Source organism: Pararhizobium sp. PWRC1-1 (genome assembly GCF_049897905.1).
Classification (GTDB): Bacteria; Pseudomonadota; Alphaproteobacteria; order Rhizobiales; family Rhizobiaceae; genus Pararhizobium.
In genome coordinates this window covers 122,164-141,099 of sequence record NZ_JAFCXE010000007.1, presented here as the reverse complement: position 1 = coordinate 141,099, position 18,936 = coordinate 122,164, and the positions used below count along the sequence as shown (strand labels likewise).

General features: G+C 59.4%; 19 protein-coding genes. 10 read left to right on the top strand and 9 right to left on the bottom strand.

Annotated features, from left to right (window positions below):
- Positions 1-3 precede the first annotated feature (3 nt).
- Positions 4-189, bottom strand: coding sequence for a hypothetical protein (locus ACP7E0_RS13395; protein ID WP_426125511.1), 186 nt, complete (start codon positions 187-189; stop codon positions 4-6).
- Here ACP7E0_RS13395 and ACP7E0_RS13390 point away from each other — a divergent pair.
- A complete protein-coding gene (locus ACP7E0_RS13390) occupies positions 183-503 on the top strand; it encodes a 2Fe-2S iron-sulfur cluster-binding protein (RefSeq protein WP_037095683.1) in 321 nt (106 codons plus the stop codon). The genes ACP7E0_RS13395 and ACP7E0_RS13390 overlap by 7 nt on opposite strands.
- A 428-nt stretch (positions 504-931) precedes the next feature.
- Here the strand turns inward: ACP7E0_RS13390 and ACP7E0_RS13385 are convergent, their stop codons facing one another.
- On the bottom strand, positions 932-1,555 hold the full coding sequence (locus ACP7E0_RS13385) for a DUF922 domain-containing Zn-dependent protease (RefSeq protein WP_426125509.1): 624 nt from the start codon (positions 1,553-1,555) through the stop codon (positions 932-934).
- A 219-nt stretch (positions 1,556-1,774) separates the two neighbouring features.
- Here ACP7E0_RS13385 and folP point away from each other — a divergent pair, with 219 nt between their 5' ends.
- The 3 genes from folP to folK are packed head-to-tail and all read left to right on the top strand — an operon-like array spanning position 1,775 to position 3,550.
- Positions 1,775-2,656, top strand: coding sequence for a dihydropteroate synthase (gene folP, locus ACP7E0_RS13380; protein WP_426125508.1), 882 nt, complete (start codon positions 1,775-1,777; stop codon positions 2,654-2,656).
- Positions 2,653-3,021: a dihydroneopterin aldolase gene (gene folB, locus ACP7E0_RS13375; RefSeq protein ID WP_037159786.1), complete on the top strand. Its 369-nt coding sequence runs from the start codon at positions 2,653-2,655 to the stop codon at positions 3,019-3,021. Before folP ends, folB begins: the two co-directional genes overlap by 4 nt.
- A 1-nt stretch (position 3,022) precedes the next feature.
- Positions 3,023-3,550 (top strand): 2-amino-4-hydroxy-6-hydroxymethyldihydropteridine diphosphokinase, encoded by a 528-nt coding sequence (gene folK, locus ACP7E0_RS13370; protein WP_426125505.1) that lies wholly within the window; start codon positions 3,023-3,025, stop codon positions 3,548-3,550.
- A 51-nt stretch (positions 3,551-3,601) separates the two neighbouring features.
- Here the strand turns inward: folK and ACP7E0_RS13365 are convergent, their stop codons facing one another.
- Positions 3,602-4,153, bottom strand: coding sequence for a hypothetical protein (locus tag ACP7E0_RS13365; RefSeq protein ID WP_426125503.1), 552 nt, complete (start codon positions 4,151-4,153; stop codon positions 3,602-3,604).
- A gap of 258 nt (positions 4,154-4,411) precedes the next feature.
- Here ACP7E0_RS13365 and ACP7E0_RS13360 point away from each other — a divergent pair, with 258 nt between their 5' ends.
- A complete protein-coding gene (locus tag ACP7E0_RS13360; RefSeq protein ID WP_426125501.1) occupies positions 4,412-5,275 on the top strand; it encodes a cytochrome b/b6 domain-containing protein in 864 nt (287 codons plus the stop codon).
- Complete coding sequence (locus ACP7E0_RS13355; protein ID WP_426125499.1) at positions 5,272-6,063, top strand: molybdopterin-binding protein; 792 nt, start codon at positions 5,272-5,274, stop codon at positions 6,061-6,063. Before ACP7E0_RS13360 ends, ACP7E0_RS13355 begins: the two co-directional genes overlap by 4 nt.
- On the opposite strand, the gene ACP7E0_RS13350 is transcribed toward ACP7E0_RS13355, so the two are convergent.
- The 3 genes from ACP7E0_RS13350 to ACP7E0_RS13340 all read right to left on the bottom strand — a co-directional run bounded on the left by ACP7E0_RS13350 (position 6,060) and on the right by ACP7E0_RS13340 (position 9,257).
- On the bottom strand, positions 6,060-7,139 hold the full coding sequence (locus ACP7E0_RS13350) for a YcjF family protein (protein WP_426125498.1): 1,080 nt from the start codon (positions 7,137-7,139) through the stop codon (positions 6,060-6,062). The genes ACP7E0_RS13355 and ACP7E0_RS13350 overlap by 4 nt on opposite strands.
- On the bottom strand, positions 7,136-8,611 hold the full coding sequence (locus tag ACP7E0_RS13345) for a YcjX family protein (protein ID WP_426125634.1): 1,476 nt from the start codon (positions 8,609-8,611) through the stop codon (positions 7,136-7,138). The genes ACP7E0_RS13350 and ACP7E0_RS13345 overlap by 4 nt, the downstream gene beginning before the upstream one ends.
- A gap of 115 nt (positions 8,612-8,726) precedes the next feature.
- Complete coding sequence (locus ACP7E0_RS13340) at positions 8,727-9,257, bottom strand: SixA phosphatase family protein (protein WP_426125496.1); 531 nt, start codon at positions 9,255-9,257, stop codon at positions 8,727-8,729.
- 491 nt (positions 9,258-9,748) lie between these two features.
- Here ACP7E0_RS13340 and dksA point away from each other — a divergent pair, with 491 nt between their 5' ends.
- Positions 9,749-10,168, top strand: coding sequence for an RNA polymerase-binding protein DksA (gene dksA / locus ACP7E0_RS13335; RefSeq protein WP_426125495.1), 420 nt, complete (start codon positions 9,749-9,751; stop codon positions 10,166-10,168).
- Positions 10,169-10,279: 111 nt separating this feature from the next.
- On the opposite strand, the gene ACP7E0_RS13330 is transcribed toward dksA, so the two are convergent.
- Positions 10,280-11,302 carry a flagellar biosynthetic protein FliO gene (locus tag ACP7E0_RS13330; RefSeq protein ID WP_426125493.1) on the bottom strand — a complete coding sequence of 341 codons (1,023 nt, stop codon included), beginning with the start codon at positions 11,300-11,302 and terminating at the stop codon, positions 10,280-10,282.
- 349 nt (positions 11,303-11,651) lie between these two features.
- Between ACP7E0_RS13330 and cckA the strand changes: the two genes are divergently transcribed.
- Together cckA and ACP7E0_RS13320 are read left to right on the top strand one after the other, a co-directional pair.
- Positions 11,652-14,252 (top strand): cell cycle histidine kinase CckA, encoded by a 2,601-nt coding sequence (cckA, locus tag ACP7E0_RS13325; RefSeq protein WP_426125492.1) that lies wholly within the window; start codon positions 11,652-11,654, stop codon positions 14,250-14,252.
- A 247-nt stretch (positions 14,253-14,499) separates the two neighbouring features.
- Positions 14,500-15,573 carry a D-alanine--D-alanine ligase family protein gene (locus ACP7E0_RS13320; protein WP_426125491.1) on the top strand — a complete coding sequence of 358 codons (1,074 nt, stop codon included), beginning with the start codon at positions 14,500-14,502 and terminating at the stop codon, positions 15,571-15,573.
- A 51-nt stretch (positions 15,574-15,624) separates the two neighbouring features.
- Here the strand turns inward: ACP7E0_RS13320 and ACP7E0_RS13315 are convergent, their stop codons facing one another.
- Both ACP7E0_RS13315 and ACP7E0_RS13310 read right to left on the bottom strand, forming a co-directional pair.
- Positions 15,625-16,548, bottom strand: a complete 924-nt coding sequence (locus ACP7E0_RS13315) for a pseudouridine-5'-phosphate glycosidase (RefSeq protein WP_426125490.1) — start codon at positions 16,546-16,548, stop codon at positions 15,625-15,627.
- A gap of 32 nt (positions 16,549-16,580) precedes the next feature.
- Positions 16,581-17,528: a carbohydrate kinase family protein gene (locus tag ACP7E0_RS13310; protein ID WP_426125489.1), complete on the bottom strand. Its 948-nt coding sequence runs from the start codon at positions 17,526-17,528 to the stop codon at positions 16,581-16,583.
- 248 nt (positions 17,529-17,776) lie between these two features.
- On the opposite strand from ACP7E0_RS13310, the gene recA reads away from it, so the two are divergent.
- A complete protein-coding gene (gene recA / locus ACP7E0_RS13305; RefSeq protein ID WP_113318207.1) occupies positions 17,777-18,868 on the top strand; it encodes a recombinase RecA in 1,092 nt (363 codons plus the stop codon).
- Positions 18,869-18,936 lie beyond the last annotated feature (68 nt).

The window sequence follows — 18,936 nt, the reverse complement described above, 5'->3', positions numbered from 1 at the left end:
GGGTCACGGATGATGCCGGACTTTGCCAAAATCCATGCGAGTTGACTGGCCGAGTTGACTGGCGATGGGATTTGTTGGAAGAAATCGGCTGAATTCGCCGCGTTCCGCCGCCGCCTCTTTTTCGGGGCGGCGCGTTTGTTCTTGCGGCAAGCCGACACAACGACAAGCATCCGGAAGAAACAATGCCAAAACTGAGTATCATTGCCTTTGACGGCACGCGCCACGATCTTGAGGTTCAAGCTGGTTCCACCGTCATGGAAAACGCCGTCCGCAACTCGGTGCCTGGCATCGAGGCCGAATGCGGCGGCGCCTGTGCCTGTGCCACCTGTCATGTCTATGTGGATGACGAATGGTCGGCGAGGGTGGGCGCACCGGAGGCGATGGAAGAAGACATGCTCGACTTCGCCTATGACGTGAAGCCGACCTCGCGGCTGTCCTGTCAGATCAAGATGAGCGACGGCCTTGACGGGCTCGTCGTTCATGTTCCCGAGCGCCAGGCCTGAGTTGAGGCCAACTCCATTGAGATTGCCCAAAAATAGCCCCGCCTGTCGCGATCGACGGGCAGGGCCAGGAGGGCGCATCGCATGCAGATGAGGGAGGGAACATCTGCTGCATAAGGATACGCCAGGAGAACACAACCTGCATGATGGCTCCGGCCGGTCGAACATCAATCCGGACGAGACAGTCAAGCACGAAACAATACTCCGGATTTGGCGCCGCCGTATGGATGCGTACTCAGTAATCCGGGCTGGAATGAAGCCGGTCTGTTTGCCAGTTCTTCATTCTATGCTTGCACTGTACCTCATATTGCGGCGTTGTTGTATCGCTAGAAATCACCAATGAGATACTGTTGACGCGCAAGCTTCGGGCAGGCCACGTGATGCACCAGTTGGATTGTTTGGGGCTGCGGATTCTGCCATAAGCGCGGTGTTTACCGCTTGGTCAGCGTATCAAGCCGGTACTGCAGCAGCCGGATCATCCGGCGGTCAAAATTGGCGGCTTCCATCCTGTCGAAACGGGCCTGATCGCGATCATGGTCCTGGATGGCCGTTTCGCTCAGCCGTGCGACGCGGGCCTGCATGCGCTCGCAATCCGATTCGGGTTTCAGCGCGAGGAAGTCCCTTTCGAGCTTGCGCGCGTGGTTGCGGGCGATTTCGGCGTGACGTTCCTCGTGGCGCTTGATGTCGCTCGACAGCGTATCCCAGACGAGGCCGAGGTCGCGGCTCGCCTTGCGGCGATTTTTCCAGCGCGGCAGGATCAACCGGGTGCTGAGCGTGACCTTTGCGCTGCCGACGGCACAGCGGTTGCCGTGTTTCACATAGGTGACCGTGCCGCCGAACTTGATCTTGGTGGCGCCGGGATGGCGCGAGCCGCTGCTTTTCATCATCGGCCCGTTTTCTGACAGAGCCTTGTCCAGCTCCTCCGCCGTGCGGCCGCCGATCGAAAAATACGTGATGCTCTTGTTCACGACGGTTTCGGCGTAGGCTGTCGAAAAAGTGCTCGCCACGATGCTTGCTATCAAAAGCGCGGCGAATGAAATGCGGCCAGTCGGCATATGTTTACAGGTCTCGGCAGTTGAACTTCCCAAGAGCTTGGGGCATAGCCAGCCGAAGCGCAACAGCAAATAGGCAACAGCTCCCGGCAAACCGGAAAAGCCAATGAATTTCGGATATTTGCGGCTACCCGGTTTGCGTGTGCCTCTCCGTGTCGTCCAGTGCCCGCAAGGTGACTTACCGGGTGACTGGCCAGGTGCAAGAAAGGGAATGAAACCATCATGATCGATCCTTTCCAGCCTTTTGAATGGGCATTGGCACATGGCCGTACATTGACGCTTGGTCCGACGGGACGGTTGATGGCGATCATCAACGTGACGCCGGATTCGTTTTCCGATGGCGGCAGCTACACCGAAACAGATTCGGCAGTTTCGCAGGCGCTGCGTTGTATCGAAGATGGCGCCGAGATCATTGATATCGGCGGTGAATCGACCCGTCCGGGCGCCGCCGTGGTAACGGCCGGTGAGGAGCAGGCCCGTGTGCTGCCGGTGATCTCAGCGCTTGCCAGCCGGACCGATGCGATCATTTCTGTGGATACCTACCGGGCAGAGACCGCAAGCCTCGCGATCGCTGCCGGCGCTCATATCATCAACGACGTGCACGGACTGCAGCGCGAGCCCGATCTTGCCAATGTTGCCGCCGCGACCGGGGCGGGGCTGTGCATCATGCACACGGGCCGCGACCGCGAGAAGCTCACCGACGTGGTGCGCGATCAATTTCATTTCCTCGGGCGGTCACTGGAAATTGCCGCTGCGGCCGGGGTGGAGCGTCAGCGGATCGTTCTCGATCCAGGCTTCGGCTTTGCCAAGGATACCGACGAGAACGTCGCGTTGATGGCGCGTTTTGACGAGTTGTCCGCTTTCGGGCTGCCGCTGTTGGCCGGCACCTCGCGAAAACGTTTTCTCGGAACCATTACAAATCGTGAGGCGCAGGATCGGGATACCGCCACGGCTGCAACGACGGCGCTCCTCAGAATGGCCGGTGCTGCTGTTTTCCGGGTACACGATGTCGCAATCAACAGGGATGCGCTTCTGGTGGCGGATGCTATGCTGGCCGCAAAAAGAAACATGACCGGACTGCCTGGGAAGGAAAATCGACCATGAAAGCGATCTACACGATCACCCTGAAGAACTGCGCCTTCTTTGCGCGCCACGGCGTCCATGACGAGGAGGAATTCCTGGGGCAGCGCTTCTTCGTCGATGCGGAACTGGATGTCGAGCAGGGAACAGCGCTGGTCGAAGATTCGATCAATGATACAGTGCATTACGGCATTGCCTTCACCGAGATCGAGAAGATCATCACCGGGCGCCGCCGCTACCTGATCGAGGCCTTGGCGCTGGAAGTGGCAACCACGCTCTGTTCGGTTTTCCCGCAGATCCGCCGGGCGAAAATATCGATTCGCAAGCCGAACGCACCGGTTCCAGGCGTGCTGGATTACGTCGAAGTGACGGTCGAGCATTTTGCCTGATATGGACGGGCAGATCGCCACACTGGGCCTTGGTGGCAATATCGGCGATCCCGCCGCTGCGATGGCGCGGGCGCTCAACCTTCTCGATGCCCGGCCGGATTGCACGGTCACGGCCGTGTCGAAACTCTACCGCACGCCGCCCTGGGGGAAGACCGATCAGGCGTGGTTTTTCAATGCCTGTGCGGCGGTGCGCACCTTGCTCTCTCCCGAGGACCTGCTTGACGCCTGCCTTTCGATCGAGCGCCAGATGAAACGTGAGCGGTTGGAGCGATGGGGCCCGCGGACGATCGATATCGATATTCTGACCTATGGGGATACCCAGCACCAGTCTGCGATGCTGGAACTTCCGCATCCGCGCATGACAGAGCGCGGATTTGTACTGATGCCTCTCGCAGATTTTGCTCCCGATCTTACCGTTGCCGGGCGGACGGTTGCCGAATGGCTGCGGGATGCGGATGTAAAGGGCATAGAAATCGCCAACCCGTCGGACGGCTGGTGGCGGCAGAATAGCACTGAATCACCTGGCTAAAACGCAAAAGAGCCGGACAAGCCGGCTCTTTGAACTTTAATCCGGCAATCTTTACTCGATCGATCCGACGGCCATGTTATCGACCTGCCGGTTGAGGCTGACGCCAATCACCGGGACCATGGTGTCCTCGACCTTGACGGAGATGGTGATGTTGAGGGTCGAAGAGTCCTGGAGCCTCGCGATCATCGCGCCGTTGAGCTTCTTGCGATTGATGCCGAGCACAACCTTGTCCTTGGCGACGTTTCCAGAAACGATATCAAGCCCCTTGCCATCGGCACCGTCGAGGAACTGGCCGGTATAGCTCTTGCCCTTCTGGGTGATGACGGCAGACATCGGCTGCTTGAACACCCCGACGCGGCAGGTGCCATCCAGCTTGATGCCGGCGGAGGAGCCGTCCACGGGTTCCCCGATCAGGTCGCAGGTGAATTTCGTGCCCTTGTATTTGCCGGCAACGATCTCGCCGGGGCCTTTCCACTGGCCGGAGACTTGCCCGAAGAACGCCTTGTCATTACTGCCCGAAAACGCCGGCGATGCGGTGCCGGTTACGGCTGCGAGCGAGGCTGCGGCTATGCTGCAGGCAATCAAAGAAGGGCGCGAAAACATAAACGATCCTTGATGGTCGATGTCATTAATGTGAGGTTACCTTTGCACTTAAATGGTTAATGGAGCGTTGCCTGGCGCTATTGCAGCGGCTTTTGCGGCGCTCGCGATGTATTTCGCCGGTCTTTGCCAAGCTTCTGGAAATCATAGGAAATCATTACCCTTTCACGCCAGCATCACCCTGATGTGTGTACCGGTGACAGGAGTTGCATTGAAACAATAACCCGGTTTGTTACGTAATTGCGCATATAGGAGATCGCCATGACCATCGTTGACGACATCGAATCGCGCACCGCTCCACAGCCCGACGAGGGCAGGGTGATTTACCGGCACCGGATTGCCACCCGCGTCACGCACTGGACCTGGACGATCGCCCTGTTCTTCCTGCTTTTGAGCGGTCTACAGATATTCAACGCCCATCCGGAACTCTATATCGGCAAACAATCGGGCTTCGAGTTCGAAAACAGCGTATTGTCGATGCGGGCGATGCAGGCTGGCGATGGCAGCGTCGATGGCTACACCACCGTTTTCGGACGCAGTTTCAAGACGACCGGCGTCTTCGGCATGAGCGGCCCGGCGGACAACCCGTCCTATCGCGGTTTTCCCGCATGGGCGACATTGCCGTCCTATCAGGATCTCTCTACCGGGCGCGTCATCCACTTCTTCTTTGCCTGGTTCTTCGTTGCTGCTTTCCTGGTCTGGTTCGTGAGCAGCCTGATCAGCGGACACCTGAAACGCGACATTCTTCCGTCGATTGCCGATATCAAGGCCTTGCCGCAGAGCTTTGCCGATCACCTGCGCTTCCGCTTCCATCATGATGGCCGCTACAATGGTCTGCAGAAGTTTGCCTATGCCGGCGTTCTCTTGGGGATCTTCCCGCTGATCATCCTGACCGGGCTGACCATGTCGCCGGGCATGAATGCAGCATGGCCCTGGTTGCTCGATATTTTCGGTGGCAGGCAGACGGCACGCACCATCCACTTCCTCTGCATGGCGGCGCTGGTCGCTTTCTTCCTGATCCACATTTTCATGGTTCTTGCGGCAGGCCTGTTGAACGAAATGCGCTCGATCATCACTGGCTGGTACCGCACAGACGAAAAAAAGAATCCGGAGCATTCGGCATGAGCCAGTTCATCGTCAACCGCCGGAAATTCTTGACCCTTGCCGGCGTTGCGGCTGCCACCGTGCCTTTGTCAGGCTGTGATGCCTTTGACACTCTGCTGTCCGGCCAGAGCCCCGTGCGCGATTTTCTCGCATCGGCCAACAGCCTGACATACCGCGCACACCGCATGCTGATCGGGGACAATACGCTGGCGCCGGAATTTGCCGCCAGCGAAATCCGCCAGGGGCAACGGCCGAACGGGTCCACCGATCCGACCGAGGCCGATTATCTGGCACTCAAGGACACGTCCTTTGCCAATTACCGGCTGGCGGTTGGCGGGCTGGTCGAAAAGCCGGTCAGCTTCAGTCTTGATGAATTGCGCAATATGCCGGCCCGCACGCAGATCACCCGGCATGACTGCGTCGAGGGCTGGAGTTGCATCGCCAAATGGACCGGCGTGCCACTGCACCACATTCTCGATGAGGCACAGGTGAAATCGCAGGCGCGCTTCGTGGTGTTCCACTGTTACGACACGATGAATCTCGGCCTGCAGGGTGCCGTGCCCTACTATGAATCGATCGACCTCATCGATGCACGGCATCCGCAGACGATCCTTGCCTATGGCAACAACGACAAGCCGTTGCCGGTGGCCAATGGTGCACCGCTGCGGGTTAGGGTCGAGCGCCAGCTCGGCTACAAGATGGCGAAATATATCAAGGGCATCGAGCTTGTCTCGACGCTCGCCCCGTTCGGCAGCGGCAAGGGCGGCTTCTGGGAAGACCTTGGCTACGATTGGTACGGCGGCATCTAGCCGCCGGTTTCCGGCGGCCTTGCCTTCATCGTGCCCGGTGTCAGGTCGCCGATGAAATCGCCGATTCCGGGGCGCTTGAGGGCTCTGAACGGCATCGGCCGGCAGAGGTCCATCGCTGCAATTCCGATGCGCGCAGTCATCAGGCCGTTGATCACGCCTTCTCCAAGCCGTGCCGAAAGCTTCGATGCCAGACCATGGCCCAGAACCTGCTGGATCAGGCTGTCGCCAACTGCAATCGAGCCAGTGACGGCGAGATGCGCAATGACGTCACGCATCAGCCTCAACAGGCCAAGCGAGCCAGGGCGGCCGCCATAGAGATCGGCCATCGCCCGGATCAGCCGGGCAGATTCGTAGATCACATAGCCGAGATCGACCAATGCGCGGGGGCTGACCGCCGTGACGATCGAAACGCGCTTCGATGCGTTGAGGATGAGCCCCCTCGCTTCGCGGTCGAGGGGCGACAGCAATTCCCGCTCCGTCAGGTCGAGCAGATGCGACCCATCGATGATCTCGGTTTCCGTTTCCTTCAGCCGCAGGCGCCCCCGCGCCGTCTGCGGTTTGGCAGCAAGCAGGTGAACGAGGTGCGCCATCACCTGCCGGGCGGGCTTTGCCGTCGGCGAGAGACTCGCCTCGATCGCTTCCTGTTTGAGGGCCTGCACCGCGTTCAATCGCATCAGGCCGGAAAGCTCCCTGGCGATGATGATGAGGAAGGCTAGGAGGCCGATTGCGGTTGCCGCGATGGCAAGATAACCCAGCCAGTCGGCGCGCGTGAAAAGGTCACGGATAAGGCTGTCGATCCACAGGCCCACTGCCAGTGAAACCAGAATGCTCAGTGCACCGAAGGCGATCTTGGCGAACGAAAAACGCCGTTTGCGCGGCGCTGCTTCCGGCGTGTCGGGCAGGGTTCTCGTGGTCGCGGCGAAGGGGTCTTCGGCATCCGGCGTCATGACGATATTCTCGTCGAAGCTGGCTGGCGAACGGCGTGTGGCGCTCCGTTTTTCGGGCGTGCCGGACGGGTCGTTCTCGATGGTGAATACGGTGGGCTTTCGCCCCGGTTTGTTGGATGGGTCGCTCATGCCAGGCGGTCTCCGAACAGGAATTGCATCGCCCGGTCGAGCCGGATGTGCGGCACGGACAATTTCAGGCCGCCGCCGGTCTCCTCGATATGCGGCGGGCGGAAGCGCACGAAGGTTAGATCGGGAACCAGGCTTTCCTCCGGTTTTGATGCAAGGTCTTGAAAAAGAGAATCCGGATTCTTCGGTAAGTCACCGGTGAATATGGCTGTTTTCCGTTCTCCGTTGAAGGTCTCGCCATTGATCGTCTCACCGGCAATCGGTGTTCCGACGATGACGGGCAGGACATGGCCATCATGATTGACAGTCGCCTCCCGGGTCGCCCGGACGGAGGCAATCGCCATCACGTCGAGGCCGGCGCCACTCATGCCGATACGCTCGACTGCCCGGTGGACGAGCCGCTCGGTGATCCGCTCCAGCCGGTCGTGGCTTTCATGATGCAGGTGATCGGCCTTGGTCGCGGCAATCAACACCTTGTCGATCCGCTTGGTGAGGAAGGACGACAGGAAGGAATTGGTTCCCGGCTGGAAGCTTGCCAGCACATCGGCAAGCGCGGTCTCCAGATCGAGCAGCGATTCCGGGCCGCGGTTGATCGCCTGCAGCGCATCGATCAGCACGATCTGCCGGTCGAGCCGGGCAAAGTGCTCGCGATAAAACGGCTTGACCACATGCGTCTTGTAGGCCTCGTAGCGCCGCTCCATCATCGCCCAGAGCGAGCCTTTTGGCGCGCGGCCGTCGGGCAGGGCGGGCAGCGGCGAGAAGGTCAGCGCCGGTGAACCTTCAAGGTCACCGGGCATCAGGAAGCGGCCGGGCGGCAGGGTCGACAGGGAGCGCTCGTCGGATTTGCAGGCCTTGAGGTAGAGGGTGAAGGTTTCGGCGAGCCTGCGGGCATCGGCCTCGACGGCGGGTGCGGTGATATCCACCGACACGGCCATCGCCAGCCAGTCTGCCGAAAGTTCAGTTCGCATGCCGGTTTTGGCCTGATCAGCTGTGCGGGCGCTGAAGGTGCGGAAATCCTGGGTGAGCAGCGGCAGGTCGAGCAGCCATTCGCCGGGATAGTCAACGATATCGATCGACAGCCGGCCGGGAGAAAACAGCCTGTTCCAGCCACTGGCGCTCTCGTAGTCAAGCGTGATGCGCAGCTGCGAGATCGCACGGGTCGAATCCGGCCAGACGCGGTCGCGGACAAGGGCGGTTATGTGGTCTTCGTATTGGAAGCGCGGTACCGCATCGTCCGGTTGCGGCTCCAGCCGGATCTTCGATACCCGGCCGGAACGAACGGCATCGAACACCGGCAGGCGGCCGCCGTTCAAGAGATTATGGACCAGCGACGAGATGAACACGGTCTTGCCGGCGCGCGAAAGCCCGGTGACGCCTAGCCGCAACGTCGGATTGACCAGGCTGGATGCTCGATCGGTCAAGGTATCGAGCGCGAGCCGTGCGTCATCGGTGAAGCGGGTCATGAATGGCGGCAAGATTTCGAGCCTCGAATACGCGGTGGGTATGGCATCAAGGCCATGGTCGTTTGCTGGGATATAGGGCGCGGGAGCGACCGAATAAAGGTTGAGGCACGCCGTTGGCGCCAGGCACTCACGGTTTTCGGTGATCCGGATCGAGCCAATCGACCAGCTTTCCGGACGGAAGTACACCATCGCAAGGGGGCTCATAGACGTCGATGACGGCGAGAGCGCCCGGCGGGTAGCCGGCTGGAATAGCCTCCATCGCTGCCTCTTCGCCCAAAACTCCGCGTAACACCTCCTCGATCACCGGATTGTGTCCGACCACCATCAGTGAGGAGAGAGAGGCGTCCTGGCTGCCGATGAGGTCGAGGTAGACAGCGGAAGCGCCGGCATAGAGCGCGTCGATATATTGGATCTCCAGGTCCTCGCCCATGGCGCGCCGCAGCGCTTCGGCCGTCTGGCGGCAACGGACGGCCGTCGAGCAGACAACGAGATCCGGAATGAAGCCCTTGTCCGCCGCCATGTCGGCGACGATTTCCGCGTCGGCATAACCGGTCTCGTCCAGCGTTCTGTCAAAGTCCTTCTGACCTGGAAGCGTCCAGGCAGCTTTGGCATGCCGGAGGAGATAGAGCCGGAAAACCGGGGCGGGTTGAGAAGGCATAAGGCTGGTTCCAGAAAATCACGGTGCAAACGAAGATATAGCCGAGCGGCTTCAATCGGATCTGCGCCCACTTTGTCTGCCGGGGCAGATGAAAGATCAAGTCGCAGAGTTCGCTTTTCGGCGTGATACGGATGGTATTTGCTTCGGTTGCAGTTGTGGTGTGCGAGTAGAAGCTCTTTTCCAGTATCCGGTGTATGGCGGAAAATCACGAAAAATTCTGCGCCTATTTTTTGTGCAGTGAATCTTCCCGCGAAAAACGGTTGCGGCCAAATTGCGGAACTCGCGTGGGGATTTTGCTGGAGATGATGCATGTCTGCCGCAAGGCAAATTTCGGAAAACTTCAAATTCTGTAATTTTGATGAAATATTAATCTGTTAGCCTTTCACGTAAGCAAGGCTTAAAAAACGGTGGGCTGTTTTTCAAAGACTTGAAACGGCGCGTGCATGGGTCTATACACCGCCGCACATGAGATGTTCTTCAGGAGAATCGCGTTGAGTGAGAAGATCGATCTTAGTTCCTTTGTCTTGTCTGAGGCCGAGGAATTCATGAATACCAACCAGCGTGCATATTTTAGAGCAAAGCTGAACGCCTGGAAAAATGACATACTCCGTGAGGCCCGGGAAACTCTCGGACATCTGGCCGAGGAAAGTGCAAACCACCCTGATCTTGCAGATAGAGCATCTTCGGAAACCGACCGGGCCATTGAGCTTCGGGCACGTGACCGGCAGCGCAAGTTGATCTCCAAGATCGATGCAGCCCTGCAGAGAATTGATGAGGGGACGTACGGTTACTGCGAGGAAACCGGCGAACCGATCGGACTGAAGCGTCTCGACGCAAGGCCGATCGCCACCCTGTCTATCGAGGCGCAGGAGCGTCACGAACGGCGGGAAAAAGTCTACCGCGACGAGTAATCGTTTCAGTCATAAACATAAAAACGGCGCGAGATGATCGCGCCGTTTTTGCTTTGTGGTCATTGGTGCTTGTGCCGAACGCCACATCCCTGTCGATGTCTGTAGCGTCGCTCAGTTCTTACGGTTTGCGGCGATCTCGTTCAACATTCGGTTCATCTCATCTTCCAACGAGGGTTCAGTGCGGTTGCCCTGTGCTGCACCCAGTCGAGGTTCCTGGCGGCCAGCCGGATTGGGCACGGTGGTGCCTGCTCGCGTTTCGCCATCAACATGGACGGGATCGGCGGTCAGCTTGCCAAGGTCACCGGTAATCTGCGCATCGAGAATACGTTCAAACTCAAGCGCGGTCGCGTCCTTCTGAGCTTGAGCATCTGGCTGGTTTTGAACGGCTGGTGTCTGCACCGCAGTGACCGCAACAGGAGGCGTCTGACGCAAAGGCTGCTCGGCGGCGGCCGGCTGATTTGCCGTTAGCACCCGCGATCGTGCAGCGTACAAGATATCTTCAGGCGATCTGGCCGTATCGAGCATTACGGGCGGCGTGTTGGATGCGACGGATTGAGGACGAACCTGAGCCTGCATCGGAATAGTTCGTTCCGGCAGGGCTTGGCGCGGTGCCACGGCATCGGTTCGTGTCTGCACCGGCTGGACAGTCCGCGCCGGTGGCGTGGAGACATCTGCGCCTTCGCCATAGAGAACCTGGCCCATTGCGGACACCGGCGCTGATTTAACTTCGGCCTGTAGGGCAGGGGCAATCCGGCGTTCAGGCGCTGGGCGCTCTGTAGCTGGCCGCGTGGCAATCGCGGCATCGGCCGGAGGCTGAGCAATGGCAGTTTGCACCGATGGTTGGGCGGTGGATGCGATGCGGCTTTCGATGACCACGTCCGTCGGCCCGCCGATCATGATCAGGTGCTCGACATCATCGCGACGGACGAGAACGAGCCGCCTTCGCGTATCGATTGCTGCGGCATCTAGCACGGCCAGCCGCGGCTGGCGGTTCTTGCCGCCACGGATAAAAGGTGATGACGGGCGGTTGCGGATGAACCAGAGCACTGCCACGAGACAAAGCAGGCCAAGGGCCACAGCGCCTGCGGCAATGATGAAACGGGTACCGTTGTTGCCAACGATATCTTCGATCATGTGCTGTACTCCTTCGTGAACCCCTATCCTGGGCCTATTTGACGGCTTTTTTCAGACTGATACAAGCCGTGATAGGTATTGTCCAAGTCTGATTGTCCTAGCGCCAATGTAGCGCTGTTTTTATCATCGGCGAGGCCTTAGCGGACATTCCCTGTGAATTCAGGCCAAGGGCGTTGAAACAGATGCTTTCTGCTCTTCCCTGCGGCTGTTAAAGATGATTCTTGCTCGGTGTTTCGCGGTCCGCCGGCGCGGGTTGCTGATCCGCCCCGGCTGCCGTTGAGCAAAGCAGACAGACCGAACCCGCGCGTTCATTCCGGGCGCAACTAGTACGGTTGAAAACGAGGGCCTTATGACGAAATTGCGGCAGGCAGGTGACTACCACATGCCGATTGTAGACCGTGGAACGCGGCCCGGCACGGTGCTGCGGATCATTCTGCTCGCCATCGTGCTGACTGCTTCGGCCGTTGCCTTCGTCATCTTCAAGAACCAGCTGGAAAACCAGATCGTGCTTGGCATCCTGGGCGTGCTGGCCATGGTCGGCATTTTCTTCCTGGTGTCCTCGGTCATCGGCTTCATCGAGGTGATGCCGCAGTCGCGTCCCGACGAGCTTGCCCGCGCATTTCTCGATGGTCATCAGGACGGCACACTGGTCACCGACCGCAAAGGCCGGATCATCTATGCCAACGCTGCCTATGGCGCGTTGACCGGTGCGACCAAGGCGACCGAAATACAGTCGCTTGAGACCATCCTGTCGCGCAATCGCGAAGCGACCGAGGCAATCTACCGGCTGACCAACGGGCTGCATGAAAGTAAGGCCGGTCACGAGGAGTTTCGTCTGCTGAAGCCGCTGCGGGCAGCCGGCGGTTCGGCTGGGTCCGGCGCCCATTGGTTCCGTCTGAAGGCGCGTGTCCTGCCACTCGAAGACGGCGACCGCAACCCGTTCTATATCTGGCAGATTTCCGACATCACGTCCGAGCGTGACGATCAGGAGCGCTTTTTCAAGGAATTGCAGAACGCGATCGACTATCTCGATCACGCCCCGGCCGGGTTCTTCTCGGCCGGCAAGAAGGGCGAGATTTTCTATGTCAACGCGACGCTGGCCGACTGGCTGGGCCTGGATCTGACCAAGTTCCAGCCGGGATCGATGACGATAGCGGATCTCGTCGCGGGCGAGGGACTGGCGCTGGTTCAGTCGGTGCAGGCCGAACCTGGTCTGAAAAAGACCAAGACGCTCGATCTCGATCTGCGCAAGGCCAATGGTCAAAGCTTTGCCGTGCGCATGGTGCACCGGGTTTCCTCAGCCCGCGATGGTGCCCCCGGTGAAAGCCGCACGATTGTTCTTGCCCGGTCCAACGACGACGAAAGCGACCAGTCAGCCTCGATCGCTGCGATGCGCTTTACCCGATTCTTCAACAATACGCCGATGGCGATCGCCTCCGTCGATGGCGATGGCCGGATTTTGCGAACCAACGCACCATTCCTCAAGCTGTTCTCCGCTGTCGTCTCGCAGGATGACATGGAGCACGGCGCATTGCTGGAGGCCTTCGTTCACGCGACCGACCAGACGCGCCTGCGCGCTGCTCTGGACGCCGCCAAGGACCGGCAGGGCGACATCGCACCGATCGATTCGCTCCACCCCACCGATGAGACGCGGCATTTCCGCTTCTATGTGAACGCGGTCATCGACCAGAGCGACCAGGCGCCGGAAGAGGCGGCGATCGTCTATGCGGTCGAGATCACCGAGCAAAAAGCGCTCGAAACCCAGATGGCGCAGACGCAGAAGATGAATGCCGTCGGCACTTTGGCGGGCGGTATTGCCCATGACTTCAACAATGTGCTAACGGCGATCCTGCTCTCTTCAGACCATCTGCTTTTGTCCGCCCGGCCGTCGGATGCGAGTTTTGCCGATCTGATGGAGATCAAGCGCAACGCCAACCGCGCGGCAGTGCTGGTGCGCCAACTTCTCGCCTTCTCGCGCAAACAGACGATGCGGCCGAGCGTGCTGTCAATGACCGATGTCGTTGGCGACCTGCGCATGCTGGTTGACCGGATGACCGGAACCAATGTCAAGCTTGAGGTCGATTATGGCCGTGATCTCTGGCCGGTACGCACAGATCTCGGCCAGTTCGAGCAGGTCGTGCTCAATCTGGCCGTCAACGCCCGCGATGCCATGCCCAATGGCGGCGTCATCACCTTGCGCACCCGCAACCTGCCGGCCGCCGAAGTTGCAGCGCTTAATCTGCGCGAACTTCCGGAAGACGACTATGTGATGGTCGAGGTGGCGGATCAGGGGACCGGAATACCACCGGAAATCCTCGACAAGATTTTCGAACCTTTCTTCACTACCAAGGAAGTCGGCAAGGGCACCGGGCTCGGACTGTCGATGGTCTACGGCATCATCAAGCAGTCCGGCGGCTACATCTATCCCGAATCCGAAGTCGGCAAGGGAACGACGTTCCGCATCCTGCTGCCGCGTTACATCGAAGAACCGCCACTGCCGGGCGAAGCCGGCGAGGCGCAAGCTGCGGCCGCGCTCGCCGCAAAAGCCCCAACCAAGCCGGAACCGACTGACCTGACCGGAAATTCGGCAGTGGTTCTTCTGGTGGAAGACGAAGAGGCCGTGCGGCGCGGTGGCAAGCGGATGCTGGAAACCCGCGGCTACACGGTGCACGAGGCCGGTTCCGGTGTCGAAGCGCTCGAAGTCATGGCGGAACTGAACGGCGCCGTCGATATCGTCGTGTCCGATGTGGTCATGCCGGAAATGGATGGGCCGACCTTGCTGAAGGAAATTCGCAAGACCTATCCGGATCTGAAGTTCATCTTCGTCTCCGGTTATGCCGAGGATGCTTTTGCAAGAAACCTGCCGGCCGACGCCAAATTCGGCTTCCTGCCCAAGCCTTTCTCATTGAAGCAATTGGCTGTCGCTGTGCGCGAAATGCTCGACAGCTGATCTGCAACCGCCAGCCATCGACAAGATTCTAGAGCCGTTCTCGGCTGGTTCTGAGGGCGGCCGCCAATCGGCTGAGAGCTGTGCGTTAACCGCTTGCTGAGATATGTTCAGCCGGATTTCGGCCGTCGTAAAAAGGCCCGTTTCGCGATTGCATCTACCGGTGTCACGCGTTGCGCCATGGTCCGACAGGTTTTCCGGCCTTTAGCTCAAACGCAGCGTCCCATTCCCCGATTTTGCGAGCGCTCGAATGAATTCAAAGCTAAGGGTTGCAGTTCTTTTTGGCGGACGTTCTGCCGAACACGATGTTTCCGTTCTTTCGGCGCGCAATGTCTTCAAGGCGCTTGATACTGAAAAATATGATGTCGTGCCGATTCTGATCGACCGTCAGGGGAAATGGCTTCTGCAGCAGCTACGCGATAGAGCCTTGCCGGATCCGCTGCCAGCCGCGAATACACAAGTCTGCCTTTTACCCGGCGGCCGCGGCCGCCTTTTCATCGTTCCCGAAGACGAAGCCATCCGCGAACTGCCGCCGATCGATGTTGTGTTTCCGGTTCTGCATGGGCCGCATGGCGAGGATGGTTCGGTGCAGGGGCTTGCCGAGGTTGCGATGGTGCCGTTTGCCGGATGTGGGATTCTGGGCTCGGCCACCGCCATCGACAAGGATGTGGCAAAGCGCCTGCTGAACGAAGCCGGATTGCCCGTGGCGCGCTCATTGACCTTCTATGAGGGCGACGCTCCATCCTTCGACGATGTCGTCGGGGCGCTGGGATCGACGGTTTTCGTCAAGCCGGCCCGGCAGGGCTCGTCAGTCGGCGTCAGCAAGGCTCGAACGGCAGACGAATTTCTCGCTGCACTCGCGGAAGGCTTCCACCACGATCAGAAAATCCTCGTCGAAGAATTTATCGAGGGGCGGGAGATCGAGTGCAGCATTCTTGAACAGGCCGACGGCACGCTCATCGCCTCTCTTCCAGGAGAGATCATTCCCGCCGGTAGCCACGGTTTTTACAGCTATGATGCCAAATATATCGACCCGGACGGTGCCATTCTCAGCATTCCCGCTCAACTTCCGGATGAAATTGCGCAAAATCTCAGATCGATGGCGCAAGGCGCTTTCAGGGCGCTCGGATGCGACGGCATGGCCCGTATCGACTTTTTTGTGCGGCCTGACCTCAGCGCCGTCGTCAACGAGGTCAACACGATCCCCGGCTTTACCGATATCAGCATGTATGCCAAGGCTTTGGCCGCTAGCGGAATTGCCTATGCCGATATCATCGACCGGCTGATCGAACATGGCCTTGCACGGGCAGGGCGGCAGAGCTGACGTTACGGGGGCTGGCAGCCAGCCCCCGATTTTTCCAATGGTTGTTCTAACTCAGACCAGTGCAACGGCAATTTCGGCCGCGAGCCGGGCGTTGTTCTCGACCAGCGCGATATTGGTCTCGAGGCTGCGGCCGTCGGTCAGGCCGAAAATGCTGTCGAGCAGGTAGGGCGTGACTTTCTTGCCGGAGATCTCGTCGCGGGCGGCATTGTCCAGTGCCCGCGTGATGTAGATTTCCATTTCGTCGCGCGGAATTTCGTTTGCCTCCGGCACCGGATTGGCAATCAGCATGCCGCCATCGACGCCGAGCAGGTCGCGCATCTTCTGGAAATTGGCGATTGCCGCCGGGCTGTTGAGCATCAACGGGCTCTTCAGGCCGCTGTCGCGCGACCAGAAGGCCGGGAAGATGTCGCTGTCATAGGTGACGACCGGAACGCCGCGCGTTTCCAGGACTTCCAGGGTCTTTGGAATGTCGAGGATGGCCTTTGCACCGGCGCAGACGACGATGACGCCGGTGCGCGCCAGCTCGTCGAGGTCGGCGGAGATGTCAAAGCTCTCTTCGGCCTTGCGATGCACGCCGCCGATACCGCCGGTGGCAAAGACGCGGATGCCGGCGCGGGCTGCAGCGATCATCGTTGCGGCAACTGTGGTCGCACCGGTGCGGCGCTCGGCGATCGCAAAGGCAAGATCGGCACGCGACAGTTTCATGGCGCCTTCCGTCTGCGCCAGAGCTTCCAGCTGGGCGTCTTCCAGGCCGATATGCAGGATGCCGTCGATGACGGCGATGGTTGCCGGAACAGCACCTTCCTCGCGGATGATCGCTTCGACGCTGCGCGCCATGTTGAGATTGCCGGGGAAGGGCATGCCATGGGTGATGATGGTCGATTCCAGCGCGACGATCGCTGCGCCGCGAGCCTTGGCGGCCGCGACTTCTCTGGAATATTCCATCGGCAGAAGGGGGGAGAAGGGCTTGGTCATCGCGGATCCTTATTTGGCTTTTTAAGGCGCGTTCATGACAGGATTTCGGCTGGCGGCACAAGTCGAATTGCTTCTTCGAGCATTGCCCGCGACATTTTTTCCGATACGGCCAGCGGCGAACGGACGGTGATGCCGGCAGCGGCGACGCCAGAACGAAGGCATATGTCGAGCGGTTCGCCCGCAACAAATGCCGACAGGAACCCGGCGGCAAGCGAATCGCCAGCACCAGTGACGTCGGCAAGCGCGTCAAGCTGCGGCGGTGCCACCGTAACGGTTTGCCCGTCGTGAAATGCAATCGCGGGCTTGCCGCCGCGGGTAATGACGCCGCCGGCCAAGCCGGTCGCCTTCAGCAGAACAGGCCATTCCGCCGCCTCGGCGCTGTCGCGGCCTGTCAGGGCCCGCGCTTCCGCCTCGTTCATGAAGAGAAAATCGAGCCCGGACAGACTTTTCACCAGCCGCGCGACTTTCGCCGGTGAGATGGCAATGGCGGTGATCGGCTTTGATTCGGCGTTTGCACGGGCAACCAGGCCAGTCAGCGTCTCTTCGGGCAGGTTGGCATCGGTGACGATCAGATCGCTCAGCGAGATGATCTCGCGCATGGCCTTTTGCTGCAATCGGCGGGGAGAAAACAGGCGGTAGAGTTCCATGTCGGCAAGTGCGATCACCAGATTACCGTCGTTTTCGAGAATGGCCGTGTAGCTTGGCGTCTTGCGATCAAGGAAGATAAAGGGGCAATCGATAACGCCGGCTTCACTCGCAGCCCGGGCGACCGTCTCGCCAGCGGCATCGCCGCCGCGCGGGCTGATCATGCGAACGTCAAGTCCAAGCCGCGCCAGATTGCGGGCCGCGTTGAACCCGCCGCCGCCGGCCTCCTCGAACCAGCTGCCGGGATTGCTCGATCCCGGAACGGTGGTGCCGAAGATGCGTGCCCTGCGGTCGATATGCGCGCCGCCAAAGATGGAAACTTGTCTGCCTGTCATGCGTTTTCCCGTGTGCCGATCCCTGGCGATTCGTTGCGCTATGATGTTGATCCGCTTTTTGTTTCAGTCATTTCCACCGATTGTGAAATCCGTGGGACCAAACGTGGAACAAGAAAAGAACACGCAACCGTTTATGTTGATAATTCAAGTCCATAGATAGCTCTTGCAAAATGAGAACAAAAAGTGTACATAGCTTTCATCGGCGACTTCATTGCCTCAACAGCTTCCATAATTTAAAGGTGGATCACATGGCACAAAACTCTTTGCGGCTTGTAGAGGACAAATCGGTGGATAAAAGCAAGGCACTTGAAGCGGCACTCTCCCAGATCGAACGTTCGTTCGGCAAGGGATCGATCATGAAGCTCGGTGGAAAAGACAGCATTGTCGAAATCGAAACCGTTTCGACGGGATCGTTGAGCCTGGATATCGCGCTCGGTATTGGCGGGCTGCCCAAGGGGCGCGTCATCGAAATTTATGGACCGGAAAGCTCGGGCAAGACGACGCTGGCGCTGCAGACCATTGCCGAAGCCCAGAAGAAGGGTGGCATCTGCGCCTTCGTCGATGCGGAACATGCGCTGGATCCGGTCTATGCCCGCAAGCTTGGCGTCGATCTCGAAAACCTTTTGATCTCGCAGCCGGATACCGGCGAACAGGCCCTGGAAATTACTGACACTCTGGTGCGCTCCGGCGCTATCGACGTACTGGTCATCGATTCGGTTGCTGCACTCGTGCCGCGCGCTGAAATCGAAGGCGAAATGGGCGACAGCCTGCCGGGCCTCCAGGCCCGCCTGATGAGCCAGGCGCTACGCAAGCTGACCGCTTCGATCTCCAAGTCGAACTGCATGGTCATCTTCATCAACCAGATTCGCATGAAGATCGGTGTCATGTTCGGTTCACCGGAAACGACGACAGGCGGTAACGCCCTGAAATTCTACGCTTCCGTTCGCCTCGACATTCGCCGTATCGGCGCGGTCAAGGATCGCGAAGAGGTGATCGGCAACCAGACACGCGTCAAGGTCGTCAAGAACAAGATGGCGCCGCCCTTCAAGCAGGTCGAATTTGACATCATGTATGGCGAAGGCGTGTCCAAGACCGGCGAACTGGTCGACCTGGGCGTCAAGGCTGGCATTGTGGAAAAATCCGGTGCCTGGTTCTCCTATAACAGCCAGCGCCTCGGCCAGGGCCGCGAGAATGCCAAGATGTTCCTGCGTGACAATCCCGATACGGCCAAGGAGATCGAGCTGTCGCTGCGCCAGAATGCAGGCTTGATCGCTGAAAAATTCCTTGAGAACGGCGGCCCGGAAGCCGGAGACGAGGATGACGATGCCGCTCTGGCATAAGATCGCTTGATTTTCGACATCATGTTTGCCGGCCGCCCTTTCCAAGGGCGGCCGGTTTTCTTTTGCCG

Bases quoted from the DNA above. Each gene is read 5' to 3' on its own strand.
- ACP7E0_RS13355 (WP_426125499.1), top strand. From the start codon at position 5,272: ATGAGCCAGTTCATCGTCAACCGCCGGAAATTCTTGACCCTTGCCGGC.
- ACP7E0_RS13310 (WP_426125489.1), bottom strand. From the start codon at position 17,528: ATGACAGGCAGACAAGTTTCCATCTTTGGCGGCGCGCATATCGACCGC.
- cckA (WP_426125492.1), top strand. From the start codon at position 11,652: ATGACGAAATTGCGGCAGGCAGGTGACTACCACATGCCGATTGTAGAC.
- folB (WP_037159786.1), top strand. From the start codon at position 2,653: ATGAAAGCGATCTACACGATCACCCTGAAGAACTGCGCCTTCTTTGCG.
- ACP7E0_RS13350 (WP_426125498.1), bottom strand. From the start codon at position 7,139: ATGAGCGACCCATCCAACAAACCGGGGCGAAAGCCCACCGTATTCACC.
- folP (WP_426125508.1), top strand. From the start codon at position 1,775: ATGATCGATCCTTTCCAGCCTTTTGAATGGGCATTGGCACATGGCCGT.
- ACP7E0_RS13315 (WP_426125490.1), bottom strand. From the start codon at position 16,548: ATGACCAAGCCCTTCTCCCCCCTTCTGCCGATGGAATATTCCAGAGAA.
- ACP7E0_RS13330 (WP_426125493.1), bottom strand. From the start codon at position 11,302: ATGATCGAAGATATCGTTGGCAACAACGGTACCCGTTTCATCATTGCC.
- recA (WP_113318207.1), top strand. From the start codon at position 17,777: ATGGCACAAAACTCTTTGCGGCTTGTAGAGGACAAATCGGTGGATAAA.
- ACP7E0_RS13385 (WP_426125509.1), bottom strand. From the start codon at position 1,555: ATGCCGACTGGCCGCATTTCATTCGCCGCGCTTTTGATAGCAAGCATC.
- ACP7E0_RS13320 (WP_426125491.1), top strand. From the start codon at position 14,500: ATGAATTCAAAGCTAAGGGTTGCAGTTCTTTTTGGCGGACGTTCTGCC.
- ACP7E0_RS13360 (WP_426125501.1), top strand. From the start codon at position 4,412: ATGACCATCGTTGACGACATCGAATCGCGCACCGCTCCACAGCCCGAC.
- folK (WP_426125505.1), top strand. From the start codon at position 3,023: ATGGACGGGCAGATCGCCACACTGGGCCTTGGTGGCAATATCGGCGAT.
- ACP7E0_RS13390 (WP_037095683.1), top strand. From the start codon at position 183: ATGCCAAAACTGAGTATCATTGCCTTTGACGGCACGCGCCACGATCTT.
- ACP7E0_RS13365 (WP_426125503.1), bottom strand. From the start codon at position 4,153: ATGTTTTCGCGCCCTTCTTTGATTGCCTGCAGCATAGCCGCAGCCTCG.
- ACP7E0_RS13340 (WP_426125496.1), bottom strand. From the start codon at position 9,257: ATGCCTTCTCAACCCGCCCCGGTTTTCCGGCTCTATCTCCTCCGGCAT.